Origin of the sequence: Sphingomonas sp. CL5.1, assembly GCF_013344685.1 — a bacterium.
Lineage (GTDB): Bacteria > Pseudomonadota > Alphaproteobacteria > Sphingomonadales > Sphingomonadaceae > Sphingomonas.
Map to the genome: position 1 here is coordinate 355,567 of NZ_CP050137.1, position 17,140 is coordinate 372,706.

Consider the following 17,140-nt stretch of genomic DNA (forward strand, 5'->3'; position numbering starts at 1 on the left):
CGGGAGAGCGCCTTCGCTCCCGGCCCGCCGCGCGTTCAATGCGCCGTCGCGGCGCGCAGCAACAGCATCGGCGCGGGCATCGCCGTCATATGCCACGCGGCGGGCGACGCGGGGATGTTGACCCAGTCGTTGCTCCCCACGGCGCAGCGCTGCACCGTGCGGAAATAGAGCGGCCCCGCCGCCGCCGGCAACTTCATCATCACCCCGAACTGATCGAACTGGTCGGCCGCCAGGTCGCCCGTCCAGGTGATCGCGGAAACGCGCTCGGTGACGAGCGCGCCGCCCTCACCCTTCACCGCCGCCTTGAGCGGCTGATGCTCGATCGCGAGCGTCCAGCCCGCCTTGGGCTGCGGCCGCGCGGAGATCACGCCTTCCGGTATCTCCACCCGGATCGAACGCGTCGGCGAATCACCGCAGCCGTGGGTGACGCGCAGGAAGCCGGCATGATAGCCGCCCGCCGGCGCCTCCGGCTCGGCGAAGACGATATGGGCCTCGGCCGCCGCGCCGGTCAGCGCGGACACGGCGGCGAGCATCGCAACGATACGCATGGCTTTCCCTTTCCCGATCAGAAGGCGAAGCGGACGCCGCCGAACACCGAACGCCCCTCCCCCGGATAGAAGACGACGCGGTTGATGCCGGGCAGGCTCGCGTCGGTGATCGCGCCGAACTCGGCGGCATAATGTTTGTCGCCGAGGTTGCGGGCGTCGACGAAGATCGTCGCCGCGCCGATCGCGAAGCCGCCACTCAGGTTCAGCACCGCATAGCCGGGCGCCTTCATCGTATTGGCGTAATCGACCCACACCGATTTCATCCGCCAGTCGAGGAACGGCTCCAGATAGATGCCGTGCGCGCCGTCGTAGCGCAGCGCGACGCGATATTGATGCTCGGGCGCGACCGGCAGGTGGTTGTCGCGATAGAGCGGATCGCCGACGAAGCGGAAATCGGACCAGGCGTAGGTCTGCCGCAGCCGGAAGCGACGCGCGAACCGCCAGTCGAGGCTCGCCTCCACGCCCTGATGGCGCGTGCGGCCGGCGTTGAATACGCTCGCCGGCAGGTTGGCGGCGGGGAGGAAGCTCAGCAGCTCGCCGTCGATATCCGCGCGATAATAATCCACGTCCCAGGTGAAGGCCCCGGCCCGCCCGCGCGTGCCGATTTCCGCCGTCCACGCGCGTTGCGGGTCGAGCGGCACGAACACCGATCCGCTGGTGTTGGCCTGCGTCAGCGCGCCGAAATGCGGCGGCTCGACCGATCGCGTGTAGTTCGCATAGACCTGCGTCGCGCCACGCTCGAACAGCAGGCCGATGCGCGGGGCGAACCAGTCGTAATCCGCCGCGTCGCGCGCGTCGGCGAGCCGGTCGTGATAGTCGCGCGTCGCGTGGCCCCATGATCCGCCCGCAACCAGGGCCAGATCGGGCAGGACGAACAACCGTCCCTCCGCGAACACGTCCAGCCCGCTCGCGAGCTGCCGCGCGTCGCCGATGCGCGGCCCATCCTGGCCGGCGAAGTTGAGATACAGGTCCTGCTCCGTGCCCCCCGCCCGGTAATAGGCGCCGAAGAACAGGTCGGCCTTGTGTCCCGCTATCTCCCCGGTCACGTCGAAGCGGCCGAACAGCCCGTGCGTATCGGTGTCCTGATCGATCACGATCGAGATCGGATGGTGCAGGTCGGTCTGCGTCGCATAGGCGCCGCCTTCGAACACCACATTGTCGCTGAGCCGCAGCCGCGTCTGGAGCGTGACGCGCTCGACATTCTGGTCGCGCGCCTGCCGGCGCGCCACCACGCCGTCGCCGGCATAGCGCGGATTGTCGAGCGCGTCGGAGAGCGTCAGCGCGCCGGGCACGCCCTGCCGGATATCGGCGGCATAGCCGATCAGGCGGATTTCATTGTCGTCGCCGAAGCTGTAGCCGAAGTTGACCGTGCCGCGTGTCGTGTCGGACTTCTCCTGCTGGCGGTAGCCGCCGGAATGATAGCTGTCGACCGAGGCGTAATAATCGAACGCGCCGGCCCTGCCCGCGCCGGCGGCACGGGCGCGCCATGTTCGATAGGAGCCGCCCTCGACGCGGAAGTCGAGCGGCGTCTCGGCGGTCTTGCCGTTGGGGGTGATGAGGTTCACCGCGCCGCCAAGCTGCGCCCCGCCGAAGCGCAGCGCGTTGCCGCCCTTGTAGACCTCGATATAGCGCGCGCCGAGCGGGTCGATCTTCTGGAAGTCCGAGAAGCCGTCGGCATCCGCGAAGGGCACGCCGTCCTGCGCGAGCAGCACGCCGCGCTGGTGATAGCTCTGGTCCAGCCCCGAGCCGCGGATCGACAGCCGCGATTCGTCGCCGTAGCGCTTGTTGGCGAGCACGCCCGGCACGTCGCGCAGCAGATCGTAGAGGCCGGTGACGCTACGATCCTCATAGGTTTCGGCGGCGACCACCGCCACCGCGCCCGGCGTCCGCGCCAGCCGCTCGCGCGCGGCGGCGACGACGGCCGGATCGTCCCGCTGCGCCCCGGCGGTGACGATGACGTCGGGCTGGCGCCCGTCCGCATCGGCGGCGAGCGCGGGCGCGGCAACGAAGGTCGAGGCGAGCAATGCCGCCTGAATGGTCCTGAACATGGATAACCCCTTTGCGGCGCACGGACCCGCCGCGCGCCGGATATGTCGCTGATATCGGGCCGCGCGCGGCCCGCCGGATCAGGCGACGAGGGGTGGCCCGCGCAATGGCGGGCGAAGCCGGGCGGCGGCACGCGGCGGCAGCGCCTCGGCGAGCAGCAGCGCGAGGGCGAGGATGAACAGCAGCGCCCCGGCGAGCTGGACCGGGTCCGCCCCGCCGATCATCGGCAACGCGAGATCGGCGAAGGCGCACGGGCTGTGCGCGCGGTCGCCGTCCTCGCCGTCATGATGTTCGAGACCGGGGATGGCGATGGCCATCGTCGCCGGGCCGTAGCCGTTACAGATGCCGATCACGATGCGGCCGCCATCGAGCGTCGGCATGAAACCCGCCGGCACCAGCACGCGCACCGCCAGCGCCGCCGCGACGATCAGCGCGGCGAGCGCGGGGCAGGTACGCAGGAGGCGACGCAGCGCGGCCATGCGCGGGCGTTAGCGGCGCGGGGGAAGGTTGTCATGCGATTAGAACATCGCGCGTCAGATCGGGATCGCCTGTTTTCCACCCCGGCGCAGGCCGGGGTGGATCACATTTGACACGGGCGCTCCAGCCCCCTTCGGCGGAGGGCTGGAGTGGGAAGGGAGACTCCTAGCGCCCGAGCAATACTCGCGCCTGCCCGGCGATCTGCGCCAGCATCGCGGCGTTGGGCGCGGGCGCGTGACGCGCGCGATCGACCAAGGCCTTGAACTGCGTGACACGCGGGCGGTTGGCGTCCAGCCATTCGCCGACCAGCTTCGCGGGATCGCCCTTGCCGCCACGGGCGAGGAAATCGAGCCGCAATTGCTGGAAGTCGCGCGCGAGGCCGGCGATCAGCAACCGCTCCCACGGATCGCTGGAGGTGATGCGCGCCGCGCAGGTCTGCGCCCAGTCCAGGCCGAGCGCCTGCCCGAGCCGGGTGAACGCCTTCGTCACCTTCGTCTCGTCCAACCCGAGCCGCTCGCTGAGATCGGCGAGGCCGACCGCGCCATCCAGCTCGAACAGCCGCACGACCTTGGCGACCAGCCCGGCCGGCGCGCCCGCCGCCTCCAGCGCGGAAGCGATGCGGCCGCTTTGCGCACGCGCTTCCTCGAGCAGCAGCTCGCGGGTGTGCGCGTCGAGATTGGCGACGCCCTTGCCGATCCGCTTCAACACCGCCTCCGGCGCGGTGCCCGGCGCGGTGACGCGGAGCAGGTCGGCGATCTGCGAACGGGTCGCCGCCGCCACCTCATCGAACAGCGCGAGCCGGCCGGATTCCGGCATCGCCGTGGTCTCGATCTCCCGCCACAGCGCCGACAGGTCGAGCAGCCGCTCCGCCACGACGAACATCGCCGCGATGTCGGACAGCGCCGCGCCCTCCTCCTCGGCCAGCTCGAACGGATGGAGCACGCCGATGCGGTTGACGATGCGGTTGGCGAGCTTGGTCGCGACGATCTCGCCGCGCAGCCGGTGCTCGTCGATCGCCTCGCCGAACTTCTCCTGCATCGCCACCGGGAAGGCGGCCTGGAGATCGCCCTTCATCGCCGCGTCGGTGGCGAGCGTCGCACGCTCGATCGCGTCCTGCAACGACAGCTTGGCGGTGGCGAGCAGCACGGCCAGCTCCGGCCGGGTCAGCCCGCGCCCCTCGATGCCGCGCCGCAGCAGGTCATCGTTGCTCGCCAGCCCCTCCACCTTGCGGTCGAGCTTGCCGGCGTCCTCGAACATCTCGATCAGCCGGACGTAGCTCGGCAGGCCGCGCGCGCCGTCGCCCTCGGCGATCGACAGCGCCAGCGTCTGGAGGCGATTGTCCTCCAGCACGAGATGCGCGACATCATCGGTCATCGTGCCGAGCAGCGCGTTGCGATCCTCGAACGACAGGCGCTTCTCCATCATCTCGCGGTTGAGCGCGATCTTGATGTTCACCTCATTGTCCGAGCAATCGACGCCGGCCGAATTGTCGATGAAGTCGGTGTTGATGCGCCCGCCGCGCGAAGCGAAGGCGATGCGCGCGGCCTGAGTCACGCCGAGATTGGCGCCCTCGCCCACCGCGATCGCGCGCAGGTCCTCCGCATCGACGCGCAGCCGGTCGTTGGCGGGATCGCCGACATTGGCGTTATTCTCCGCCGCCGCCTTGATATAGGTGCCGATGCCGCCGAACCAGATCAGGTCCACCGGGCTTTTCAGGATCGCCGAGATCAGCGCCGCCGGCTCCAGCTCATCCGCCGCGATATCCAATGCGGCCTTCACCTCCGGGGTCAGGCGGATCGACTTGGCGCTGCGCGGGAAGACGCCGCCGCCGCTGGAGATCAGCGCCTTGTCATAATCGTCCCAGCTCGATCGCGGCAGCGCGAACAGCCGCGCGCGCTCGTCCCAGCTCTTCGCGGGGTCGGGATCGGGATCGAGGAAGATGTGGCGGTGGTCATAGGCCGCGACGATCTTCAGCGTCTTGCTGAGCAGCATCCCGTTGCCGAACACGTCGCCGGACATGTCGCCGCAACCGACGACGCGGATCGTGTCGGTCTGCACGTCCAACCCGCGCTCGGCGAAGTGGCGCTGGACCGAAATCCACGCGCCCTTGGCGGTGATGCCCATCGCCTTGTGGTCATAACCGTGCGAGCCACCCGACGCGAAGGCGTCGCCGAGCCAGAAGTTCCGTTCCAGCGCGATGGCGTTGGCGACGTCGCTGAACGTCGCGGTGCCCTTGTCGGCGGCGACGACGAAATAGGGATCGTCGCCGTCATGGATCGCCACACCCTTCGGATGCACCACCTTGCCGCCGACGATATTGTCGGTGATCGACAGGAGCGTGCGGATGAAGATGCGATAGCTCTCCGTGCCCTCCGCCAGCCAGGCGTCGCGATCGGCGGCCGGATTGGGGAGCTGCTTGGGATAGAAGCCGCCCTTCGCGCCGGTCGGCACGATCACCGCGTTCTTCACGCGCTGCGCCTTCATCAGCCCGAGGATCTCGGTGCGGAAGTCGTCGCGCCGGTCGGACCAGCGCAGGCCGCCGCGCGCCACCGGGCCGGCGCGCAGGTGGATGCCCTCGACGCGCGGGGAATAGACCCACACCTCGCGCCACGGCAGCGGCGCGGGCAGGCCGGGGATGCGCGCGCTGTCGAGCTTGAACGCCAGCGCCTCGCGCCCCGCGTCGGTGAAGGCGTTGGTGCGCAGCGTCGCGCCGATCACCGCGCGATAGGCGCGCAGGATGCGATCGTCGTCGATCGCGCTGACCGCTTCGAGGCCCGTCTCGATCGCCGCCTCGATCGCCGCCTCGTCGCCCTTCGCCCCCGGCTTGTGGCTGAAGGTGAAACGCTCGATCAGCGCGCGCGTCACCGCCGGGGCGCGCCCGAGCGCGTCGACGACGGTGGCGAGGCCGTAGCTCATTCCCGCCTGGCGCAGGTAGCGGAACCACGCGCGGAGCAGCACCACGGCATCGGGCGCGAGGCCGACGTCGAGGATCAGGCGGTTGAACTCGTCATTCTCCGCCTCGCCCTTCAGCACGGCGGCGACCGCGCCCTCCAGCACCTCCTTCGCCACGGCGCCGTCGGCGTCCTTCGCCTCCAGCGAGAAATCGTGGACGTAGCTGTCCGCCTCCTCGCGCATCTGCGTCGGCCATTCGCCGATCACGCGGAAACCGAAATTCTCCAGCACCGGCACCGCGTCCGACAGCGCGAGCGCGCCGTTGGTCTTGTAGATCTTGAGCCGCCGCTCGCCCGCGCGCGCGACGGGATCGAGCCGGACCTGGCGATCGCCGGGGCCGTCCAGCTCGGCAAGCCGCAGCACGTCCTCGGCCGCCTCCTCCGCGGTGCCGACGGTGCGGTAGCTCATCGGGAAGGCCGCCGCCCAGCGTAGCGACAGCCGCGCCGCGCGCTGCGCCGGCACGCGCTCCATCAGCGCCGCCTCGACATCGCGCACCCAGCCGCGCACCATCTTCTCGAGCTGCGCGTCGAGCGCCTGCTCGTCCGGCATCCCGCTCGCGGTGCGCAGATCGACGGTGTAGCGGATGAGGGCGGTGTTGCCGTCCTCCATCGCCACCGTCCAGTTGAGGATCGCGCCGCCGGCCGATTCCGCGATCATCTCGCCGATCGCGACGCGGCGCGCCGTGGTCAGCTCGTCGCGCGGCAGCCAGACGAAGCCGAACAGCTGCCGCCCGAGCGGCGAGCGCACCAGCACCAGCTTCGGGCGCGGGCGATCCGCGATGCTCATCGCGATCAGCGCCAGCCGCTCCAGCGATTCCGCGTCGAACGCGATCACCAGATCGTGCGGCAGCGCCCCCATCGCATGCGCCAGCGCCTTGCCGGTATGGCCGGCGGGGTCGAAGCCGAACTTCCCCTCAAGATCGGCGAGCCGCTGCCGCAGCACCGGCACCGCGCGCGGCGGCGCGGAGAGCGCGGCGCTGGTCCACAGCCCGGCGTGGATCGACAGGCCGATGTTCCGGCCGCCCTCGCGCAGCGGCACGATGATGAGGTCGATCGGCATCCGGCGATGCACCAGCGCGATCAGGCTGGATTTCAACATCAGCGGGGCCTCGCCGCCCTTGGCGAAATAGTCCATCGCCAGTTCGAGCGAGCGCGCGGCGAGCAGCGGCACCTTGTGCGCGTTGCGCGCGATGCCGAGCGCATCGCGCGCCGCACGCCCGTCGGCATACCAGCGCTCATGCCCGAGCAGCGTGAAGTGCCGGTCGAGGAACCAGCGCATCAGCGTGGCGCCCTCGCTCGATCCGCCGGTATCCTCGATCGCGCCGGCATCGGCGGCGAGCGTCGCCTGCATCGCGCGCCAGTCGGAAACCGCCGCGCGCACGTCCGCCAGCGCGGCCTCGATATCGGACACCAGATCGCGACGCTCGCGCGCGTCGGCGCGCTGCATCTCGATATAGATCATCGATTCGCGCGTGCCCTCATGATCGGACACGCCCTTGATGAGGCCCTCGGCATCGCGCGTGACGGCGATCACCGGGTGGATGATGCGATCGATCGCGATGTCATGCGCGGCGATCGCCGCCGCGATCGAATCGACCAGGAACGGCATGTCGTCGTTGACGATCGCCAGCCGCTGGCGCCGCGCGCCGGCGTCGCCGGGAAGCTGCTCCAGCGCGATCGCCACCGTGCCGGGGGGCCGCCGCTCGGCGGTCGCGGCAAGGAAGGCGGCGGCCTCCGTCTGCTCGGCCGGGCCGAAGCCCTGGAGCTCTCCCGGCAATGCGCGGTGGATGAGACGGGCGGCAAGCGCTTCGGAAAGCGCCTTGAGCGATGACCTTGACATGGGGCCAAGCTATGCGCCCACCCGCCGCGAGGCTCAAGACTTGTGGGAAATGCGGCAATTTGCGATGCTGCGGAGCCGCGTTGCGCGCTGTCGAAACGCGGCCGCGGGCGGTTTCTCGCCGCCGCGGCATGCCCGCAATTTTCGGGCGGAAACGCGGGCCGGACGGCAGCGATCGTGCGCGCGGACACGCGCCACGGCAACTCCGCGACTTCGTTGCGCACAGCGCATCGGCGGCGCCGTTCGCGCGGCGACCGCGCGACCTGTGACGTTATTGCATCGCTGCGCGGAAAACGCTCAGTCGAGCGCGGCCAGGGCGCGATTGGCGAGGCGGCTGTCGTTGGCGACGGCACCCAGAACGTCGAGCGCGCCTTCCCCGTTCGCCCGCGCGACGAGCACGACGATCTCGCCCGCCGCCGCGCCCGTGTCGATCGCGACATGCGCGATCGGCGCCCGCTCCCTCGCCACCGGGGCGACCGGTGCCTTCGCCGGACGGCGCAGCGCGCGCTCCGCCGCGACGATGCCCTTCACGCCGGACGGATATTCGTCGATGAACGCCACCAGCCCGCCCATCGGCACGCCCTCGCGCTGCGCGAAGCCCAGCACGGCGGCGAATTCGGTGATGCGCGTCTTGTCATAGTCGGCGCCGAAGACGAGCTTGACGATCGGCGTCATCGGCGCGCGCGCCTGCTGCGTCAGCCCGGCATCCTCAAGCAGCTCGGCCAGCCCTTCCGCATCGTCGCCGGCGGCGAGCGCGAAATCATGCGCCCGGCCGAGCGCGCGATACAGCGCCGCGCGGCTGCGCACGTCGGAGGCGCGCGCCGCCGCCGCGCTCTCCCGCGCCAGCGCCAGCCGGTCGCCGAGCGAATGCGCGGACGCCGCTTCCGCCGCCTCCGCGGCATCGGACAGCCGGCTCGGGCCATCCGCCCATACCGCCGGCGCATCGGCCGGCTCCTCGACCGCCGGCGCGGACGCCGCGCGCATCGACGCGGCAAGCTCCACGCCCAGCCGCGCCTGCTCCTCGCTGCCCAGCACTTCCTTCCAGTTGATGACGCCGTAGATGTAATCGATCCGGTCGTCGCTGGAGGAGAAGGGCATCAGGATGCCGCGATAGAGCGTCTGGTGGCCACGCGTGCCGACGAACTCAGCCTCGAACCCGATCGGCGCGCGATTGGCGATGATCTGGAGATAATGATCGGTCAGCCGCGAGAGGAGCGAGCGCGCCGGCACCTCGGCGATGCGGGTGATCGCGTGATCCAGCCCGCATTCCTCGCGCAGCGCGCGGCCGAGGAACTGGATCTCCGGGTCCTCGATCCCGCGCGTGAAATCGATCAGCACGCTATGCGCCCCGAAATCGGCGATGCCGGCGGGATCGAGATCCTCGATCGAGGGATAGGCGCGCCCCTTCAGCAGCGACACCCAGTGGTTATAGGCGCGCACATGCATCCGGCGCTCGTCGGTGCCGATGTCCAGGATCGCCTCGCCGACCCCGCCGTCAGCCGGATCGCTGTCATGCGGCCGGCCGTGATCAAAGCCGTGGGCGGTGTCCATAAAATCCCCTCGACGCACAAGTCGGTAACGCGGCGATTGTGCCCCCTTCATGGTAAAGGAGAGGTAAACGCCGCCGCGCTTGCCAGCGCCCCGCAGTCCTGCTAGGCGCGCCGCCTCGACACGCCATCGGGCGTGCCCAGGGCCGCTTTAGCTCAGCTGGTAGAGCATCGCATTCGTAATGCGGGGGTCACAGGTTCGAGTCCTGTAAGCGGCACCATTTCCGAAAAAGCGAAGCGCCGCTCCTCCCCCCGGCAGAATCAGAACCTCACCGTCGCGGCGGCGCGGAAATAGCGGCCCATGATCCCGGAGAAATAGGCGCGGGTGCTGCTGCCAAAAGTGCCCGTGCCGCTGTCGATCGGCGCCGGATAGGGCGGCGTCACGTCGAACAGATTGTCGACGATGAGCTTCAACCCGAACCGCTCGTTCACCTTCACGCCGACGGTGGCGTTGAACAGCCACCAGTCGCCGACGCCCGCGACATCGGTCGCGTCCGGCGCGGCATCCATGTCGAACCTGCCCTTGCCGACATATTGCGCCTGCACGAGCACATCGAGCGCCCTGCCCTCGTAGCTGAGGTTGGCGGTGCCGGAATGGCGGGGATAGCCGATCTCGCCCGCGATATGGTTGATGTCGTCGGTGCCGACGCGCGTCTCCAGCTTGTCGCGATAGAAATAATTCACCGCGAAACCGAGCGCGCCGCTATCCGCCACCCCGATCCGTTCCAGCGGCAGGCGATAGGAGAGCGTCGCCTGCAAGCCGGCCGACTTGTAGCTGGCGGCATTGTAATAGCCTTCGCGGATCGCCGTGATCTGGCCGGCGGCGTCGCGATCGAACAATTTGCAGAAGGCGTTGGGATAGCCCGGCGCGTCATAGCAGGCGTTGAGGATCGAGGCGCCGTCGAGCGTGACGATCGCATCCTTCAGGCTGATGCTCACCCAGTCGACCGCCAGCGCCAGGCCTGGCGCGAAGGACGGCTGGACGATCGCGCCGAGCGTCCAGCTATTCGCCTTCTCGTTGCGCAGATCGGGGTTGCCGGCCACGGTGACGGGCAGCTCGAAGCTGCTGAAGTTCGAGGAGAAGGTCGCCGTGTCGATGCCGGCCGCCGCGCAATTCGCCTTGCGCACCGCCGGATTCGGCCCGTTGCCGGCGAAGCGCGCGTCGCACGGGTCCGCCCCCGCGTCATAAGCGGTGGAGGACGGGTTGAACGCCTCGGTGATCGCGGGCGAGCGGATCGAGCGGGTGAAGTTGCCGCGGAACGTCACGTCCGGCACGAAGCCGACGCGGCCGCCCGCGCTCCAGGTGAGGTCGCCGCCCGACAGCGAGTTGCGGACGTAGCGCGCCGAGCCGTCGAACTCGAGCGTGTGCAGCCACCTGAGGCCGTTGCGCGCCGTCACGAACGGCGCCACGATCTCCCCGAACACCTCGTTGGTGTGAAACCGGCCGGCGACCGGATCGACCGGGATCGAGCGGCCATAAGGCGTCCGCGACCCATCCGGCTGCGGATCGCCGTAGAAATAGGCGCCGGGATCGAAGCGCGTGCGCTCCTCGCGATGCTCGTAGCCGACGACCATCTTCACGTCGTTGCCGAACAGCGTGAAGGCCGGACCCTTGATGTTGGCGTTGAACACGATCTGCTCGTTGACCGAGCGCGGCGTGGCGACCGCCATGACATAATCGCGCGCCGCCTTGCTCGCCTGCCCCGAACCGAGGATATTGAGCGGCGCGCAGGTCGAGCTGATCGTCTGGATCGGCGCGTTCACCGCGCCGGGGCGGCAGATGATGTTGCCGTTGCCGTCGTTCACCGCGTCGAGCGCGTTGAGGAAATTCTGCTCGACCAGCTTGTCGATGCGGCTGTCCGCCTGCGACCGGCCATAGACGGCGGAGGCTTCCCACTTGAAGTCGCGGCCGAGCAGGCCGACCGTCCCGTCGAACCCGCCGACCACGCGCCACGTCTCGACGGTGGTCTCGGCGCGGCCGGTGGTGAGATCGGAAAGCGCGCGGCCGAGATAGAATTCCTCCTGCCCGGCCGGCAGGTTCGCCGCGATGATCGCGCGGTCCGCGTCGGAGAGATAAGGGTTGTCCAGTCGGATCGCGATATTGCCGTTGGACGTGCCGGCGGGGCCGAACAAGGCGGTGTTGTAGTTCGGCTCGTCGATCAGGTTGGTCGCGCGGGAATGGCTATACCAGCCCTCGCCGAAGAAGCGGATATTGTCGGTGAGCTGATAGCTGGCGCGGACGGTGCCGATATAGCGTTCCGAATCGGTCAGCAGGTTGGCCTGCGCCGGCATGTCGAATCCGTTGCCGCCGCTGCTGATGAACCCCTGCCGCATGACGGTGCCGAGATCGAGCGGCACCAATGTACCGTTCGGCCCGAACTGGAGGAGCTGGCCGGCGGCATTGCGGATGCCGGAGCGCGCGGCGAGATAATCGTCCGCCGCGAACGGCACGCCGCCGGCGGTGAAGGCGGTGAAGCGCCGCGCGGGATAGACGACCTGACCATAAGGCGAATTGGCCGAGGCGGGCGGCGTCCCGAAGAAATAACCGCGCTCGGTCACGTCGCGGTCGCCGGCGGTGAGGCCGGTGGCGCGATCATATTCGCCGGAGACGGTGATGTTGCCGCGCCCGTCCGCGAAATTCCGGCCGGCGAGCAGCGCGGCCTGCGTATCGGGGGCGTCGCCGCGCTGCGAAACGCCGGACTGGAGCTTCAGCTCCAGCCCCTGATAGTCGTGCTTCAGGATGACGTTGACGGTGCCGGCGATCGCGTCCGAGCCGTAGATCGGCGCGCCCCCGACCGTGACCGTCTCGATCCGCTCGATCAGCGAGGTCGGGATGTTGTTGAGATCGACCTGCGTGCCGGGGCTGACCGGACCGAAGATCGTCGCGGTGTTCGACGAGACGAAGCGGCGGCCGTCGACCAGCACGAGCGTGCGCTGCGACCCGAGGCCGAAGAAATCGACGAAGGTCTGCCCCGCGCCGAACGGCGATTGCGTGCCGGCCGCGCTGCTGCCCGGCGGGCCGAAGGCGGGGATCTCGCCCAGCGCCTGCGCGACATTGGTATAGCCGCGATTGTCGATCTGAGCCGCGCCGACCACCTGCGTCGGCTGGACCGTCTCGAACGCCGGGCGCGCGATGCGCGAGCCGGTGACGACGACATCGGGGACGGAAGCGTCGTCCGCGCCCATCGCGGCGGCACCGGGCGCGTCCTGCTGCGCGAAAGCCGGGCCGGCGAGAGCGAGCAGCGCCAGCGCGCTTGCGCCACACGCGATACGGGAACGGACCAGAACCGTCTTCACGGATTACACCCCTGCGTTATCTACGTCGCGCATCGAACCGATGGCGGCGTCGATCCCGGTCGCAGGAACGGTGTCTTGATATTCGCGCGACGCGGGCCGAACCGTTGATTCGTGCCGTGCGGCGCCTTTTGCCCCGTCTCCCTCTACGAATGGTTACCGGAAGGTTCCGTCACCCCGATGCCGGGGTGACGGGCGCGCCCTCACGGAAGCTGGTAGCCGGGCGCCTTGAACTGGTGCCCCTGCGACATGACGTACACCACGCGGGTCGAAGCCTCGATCTCGTCGAGCGGGTTGCCGTCGAACGCCACCACGTCCGCCGACTTGCCGGGCGCGAGCGTCCCGACCTTGTCCGAGATGCCGAGCAGCTCGGCATTGGTGAGCGTCACCGCGCGCAGCGCCGCCGCCGGGGTCATTCCGCCGTTGCGCACCAGCAGCACCATCTCATCGCCCGGCGTGCCGCCGAAATCGGTGCCGACCGCGATCGTCACGCCGTTGCGCAGCGCGACCTTCACCTGCCGCCCGATCCCCTCCGGCTGCGCTTCCGGCATCCCGAGCACCTTGCGGCGCGTATTGTCGCTGATCGGCCGGTCGCCCGGCCTGGGGTTGCGCACGCGGCGCAGCACGTCGGTCGGTGCCTCCAGCGTCGGCACCAGATAGGTGCCGTGCGCCTTCATCAGCTTCGCGCCCTCGTCGTCGAGGTAATTGCCGTGCTCGATCGAATCGACCCCGGCGCGCACCGCCGCCTTCACGCCCTCCGCGCCGATCGCATGGGCCATCACCTTGCGCTTCATCAGATGCGCGGCGTCGACGATCGCGTGCAGCTCGGCATCGGTGAACTGCTGGTCCAGCCCGGTGTAGCTGTCGTCCACCACGCCGGCGGTGTCGATGATCTTGATCTGGTCCGCGCCGAGCTGGATCTGGCGGCGCGTCACCTTCTCGCACTCGCCCACGCCGTCGCACACGCCGCTGGAGAAGGCGGGCGGCGCGAGCGATGCCTGGAAATTGCCGTTGCGGAAATCGCCGTGCCCGCCGGTGGTGGTGAGCGGCGAGCCGGAGGCGAGGATGCGCGGCCCCACGACAAGGCCCCTGTTGATCGCATCGCGCAGCGGGAAGATCACTTCCGGCGTGCTGCCCGCGTCGCGCACGGTGGTCGCGCCCCCGAACACCTTCTCGCGCGCGTTCTGAAGCGCCGCGATCCAGCTTCCGAAGCCGACATGGACGTGCGCGTCGATCAGCCCGGCCATGACGAACTTGTCGCGCAGCTCGACCACCGCCACGCCGGCCGGCGCGACGCCGTTGCCGATCGCGTCAGGCCCGACGAAGCCGTCGCGCACCGCCTCCACCTTGTCATTCTTCACGATCACGCTGGCGTTGCGCATCACCGGCTTGCCCGCATCGGCCATCAGCGTGCCGGCGTGGATGATCGTCCAGCGGTCCGCCGGCTTCTCCGACTTTGGCGCCAGCACGCTGTCGGCCTGCGCCAGCGCCACGCCTGACGCCCCCAGCAGCGCGGCCGCCGCAACGGCCAGCGCGATCGTCTTGTGCTTCATCTTCGTTTCCCCTGTTCGATCAATTCGGCGTGCCGGTGTCTTCCGATCCGGTCAGCCCGGTCGGCTTCGATCCGTCATCGACACGCGGCGGCTTGTTCGCCGGCGCGCCCTCGTCGGGCTTCACGGGCGCGAGGTTGTTCGCCCCGCCCAGCGCCTTCCAGTTGAGCATCGCATTGTAGAGCATCCGGTATTCGCCGAGATTCTGCCAGCGCCAGATCGGGTTGGTGGCGAACATCACGACGCGCCCCGCGCCGACCGGCATGTCGATGATCGCCGGCCGGTCCTTCACCTCGTCGGCGCTCTTCATGAAGCCGCTCATCACCGATTTCTTCCCGCCGGGGAATTCCATCAGCACATATTGCTTCGCCGTCCTGGGCACGCCCAGCAGCACGTTGGTCGCCCAGCGCACCGGCATCGTCTTCTGCGTATAGCCGTAGAAGATCGGGCTGGCCGGCTGGAGCACGTTCGCCTTCACGATCGGGCCGGGGGCGTAGAAATCCTTGCTGACGCCGCCGACGGTCACGTCGTCCACCAGCCCGAAGCTGCCGGGCACGCCGCTCGCCTTGCCGGTGGTGATGAGCAGGCCGCCGGCCGCGACGAACTTGCGCAGCTCGTCCAGCCCTGGCAGCCCCATGCCGCCGCGGATGTCGTCCGACGAACCGTACATACCAAGCGTCGGCTGATCCTTGCTCTGCGTATAGGAGAGCGGCTTGCCCTTGACGGCCAGGTCGAACACCACGTCGCGCGGCGCGCGACCCTGATCGGGCAGGATGATGACGTCGTATTTCGACCGCAGATCGCCCGCGCGCACCTGCTCCTTGTAGATCAGGTCATAGGGCGTCTTGTACCGATCGAAGGCGTAGCGCACCCAGCCGACGTTCTGCGTCGAGCCCCAGGTGCTGAACAGCGCGACGCGCGGCACCGGCATGTCGTGCGTCGGCACGCCGGGATCGGCGGGCGCGGCGACGGCGGTGAGGCCGAGTTCCTCGACCAGCGGCCTGAGCTGTCCGCCCGCGCTCGCCGGGATCAGCAGCGATCCGGCCGGCACCTCGCGCCCGCCGGCCTTGAACGGCTTCTCCGCGACGCGCACCGCCACGTCCTTCAGCCGGAAGCGGAGCTGCGCGAGATTGACCGATCCGGTGTCGAGCACGGCATAGCCGCCCGCCCCCGCGCCGCCGATCGCGCCGTTGACGACGAAATGGTCGAGCGGCGTGGTCGCCACGTCGAGCACCGCCTTGTCCTCGATCTGGACGATGTTGGTGTGGGTCATCAGCCCCATCGTCCACGCCGCGTCGTCATAGGTGGTCATGTCGTCGTCGGGGTAATTGTCCTGCACCTTGAGCAGGGTCTTGGCGAGCCGGCCGTAGGGCTGGTTCAGCTTGATGACGAGCGAGCCGGCCGGCCAGCTCTTGTCGCCCAGCTTGATCGCGCCATTGGCCTTGCCGATCTCGATCCCCTGCATCTGGAGCACGTCCGTCACGAACTTGACGCGCGTCGGATCGGTCTGGCCCGCCGGGATGATATAGGCATAAGGCGCCTTTGCCGTGCCCGCCTCGATCCCGTTCGCGCTCTTCTTGTAGAAATTCTCGAGGATGATGTCAGGGAAGGTCGAGGCGAGCTGTAGCGCGGTCAGCACGCCCGTCTCCATGTAGTTGGTGTTGTTGCGCATCGACCATTCGACTTCCTTGTATGCCGGGGAAGGCCGATACCAGTCGCGCGCCGTCTGGTTGCCGCCGCGCACGCCGGGGCCGCCCTCGCCGGTGTCGACATGGCGCAGCATGGTCGTCGCGCCGCCGTTGCCGAACGTCTCGTACATGCGCAGCATGCCGTTGTGGTTCGACGACATGAAGCCGACATAGCCCGGCGACCACGCATCGACGAAGCCGTGCGTCCACACCCCCGGCATCCCGTATTTGGTGAGCTGCGACATCTCGAAGTTCGAGAAGAACGGCAGCTCGCCGTAGAGGATCGGGTCGAGGTCCGGGTTCTGCGGCGCCTGCCCGCTGTAGGTATAGAGGAACGGCACCGATTCATGCAGCTCGTGCATGATCGGCGGGTGCCATTCGAGGTAATATTTCATCATCTCCGCCGCGCTGGGATCGGAGAAATTGATGTCGCGATTGTTATCGTGATAGATGTACTTGCCCCAATAGGGCGGCCCGGCGGGCTTGTTGAGATCGTCCTTCTCGTCGATCAGGTGCCGGTAATACCAGTCGCGATAGCGGTCGCGACCGTCCGCCTCCAGCACCGGGCTGATCGCGACGACGAGGTTCTTGCGGATCTGCCGCACGAGCGGCGAATCCTCGGTGAGCAGGCGATAGGCCAGTTCCATCACCATCTCGGGCGGGCCGGTCTCGGCCGAATGCAGCCCGGCGGTGAGGTGGTAGATCGGCCTGGTCTCGCCGATGATCCGCTTCGCCTCGTCGGGGGAGATGTGGCGCGGATCGGCGAGCTTGGCGAGGTTGGCCTTATATTGGTCGAGCTTCGCGATATTCTCGGGATCGGAGAGCATCACGACGATATTCTCGCGGCCCTCGTTGGTCTTGCCGATGTCGATGATGCGCACGCGATCCGGCGCGGCGGCGGCGAGCTTGCGGAAATAGGCGTTTATCTCCGGCTGGCTGTGCAGCACGCCCGGCGCGCCGATATGGCTGCCGAACACCTGCTTCGGCGAGGGGATGGTGGAGGACAAGGGCAGGTGATCGACCAGCGGCGTCGAGAATTCCGGCCGCGTCGTCCATTCCTTCACCGACTTGGCGAAATCCGGGTCCATCCCCTGCTGCGCGCCCGCCGCGCCCGCCAGCAGCCCGGCCGCCATGCTGGCCGTGCCAAGGAGCGATGCCCCCTTCAGAATTCGCTTCATCAACGCCTCCCCTGAAAATTCCAC

Annotated in this window: 8 protein-coding genes and 1 tRNA gene; 1 reads left to right on the plus strand and 8 read right to left on the minus strand. The window is 68.9% G+C overall.

Annotated elements, in window-relative coordinates:
* Nucleotides 1–35 precede the first annotated feature (35 nt).
* The 5 genes from F9288_RS01710 to F9288_RS01730 form a co-directional block, all read right to left on the minus strand.
* On the minus strand, nucleotides 36–548 hold the full coding sequence (locus F9288_RS01710; RefSeq protein ID WP_174834978.1) for a YcnI family protein: 513 nt from the start codon (nucleotides 546–548) through the stop codon (nucleotides 36–38).
* 17 nt (nucleotides 549–565) lie between these two features.
* Entirely contained in the window at nucleotides 566–2,596 is a 2,031-nt protein-coding gene (locus F9288_RS01715; RefSeq protein ID WP_174834979.1) for a TonB-dependent receptor, read from the minus strand.
* A gap of 78 nt (nucleotides 2,597–2,674) precedes the next feature.
* On the minus strand, nucleotides 2,675–3,073 hold the full coding sequence (locus F9288_RS01720) for a hypothetical protein (protein ID WP_254621027.1): 399 nt from the start codon (nucleotides 3,071–3,073) through the stop codon (nucleotides 2,675–2,677).
* 163 nt (nucleotides 3,074–3,236) lie between these two features.
* The gene (locus F9288_RS01725) at nucleotides 3,237–7,862 is read right to left on the minus strand and encodes an NAD-glutamate dehydrogenase domain-containing protein (protein WP_174834980.1); all 4,626 of its coding nucleotides are present in this window, start codon (nucleotides 7,860–7,862) and stop codon (nucleotides 3,237–3,239) included.
* 294 nt (nucleotides 7,863–8,156) lie between these two features.
* Nucleotides 8,157–9,410: a hypothetical protein gene (locus F9288_RS01730; protein WP_174834981.1), complete on the minus strand. Its 1,254-nt coding sequence runs from the start codon at nucleotides 9,408–9,410 to the stop codon at nucleotides 8,157–8,159.
* 141 nt (nucleotides 9,411–9,551) lie between these two features.
* Here F9288_RS01730 and F9288_RS01735 point away from each other — a divergent pair.
* Nucleotides 9,552–9,627, plus strand: a tRNA-Thr gene (locus tag F9288_RS01735).
* A 40-nt stretch (nucleotides 9,628–9,667) separates the two neighbouring features.
* Here F9288_RS01735 and F9288_RS01740 read toward each other — a convergent pair.
* From F9288_RS01740 to F9288_RS01750, 3 genes are all read right to left on the minus strand, one after another.
* On the minus strand, nucleotides 9,668–12,703 hold the full coding sequence (locus F9288_RS01740) for a TonB-dependent receptor (protein WP_254621028.1): 3,036 nt from the start codon (nucleotides 12,701–12,703) through the stop codon (nucleotides 9,668–9,670).
* 200 nt (nucleotides 12,704–12,903) lie between these two features.
* Complete coding sequence (locus F9288_RS01745; RefSeq protein WP_174834982.1) at nucleotides 12,904–14,253, minus strand: amidohydrolase family protein; 1,350 nt, start codon at nucleotides 14,251–14,253, stop codon at nucleotides 12,904–12,906.
* A gap of 19 nt (nucleotides 14,254–14,272) precedes the next feature.
* Nucleotides 14,273–17,116: a M14 family zinc carboxypeptidase gene (locus F9288_RS01750; protein ID WP_174834983.1), complete on the minus strand. Its 2,844-nt coding sequence runs from the start codon at nucleotides 17,114–17,116 to the stop codon at nucleotides 14,273–14,275.
* Nucleotides 17,117–17,140 lie beyond the last annotated feature (24 nt).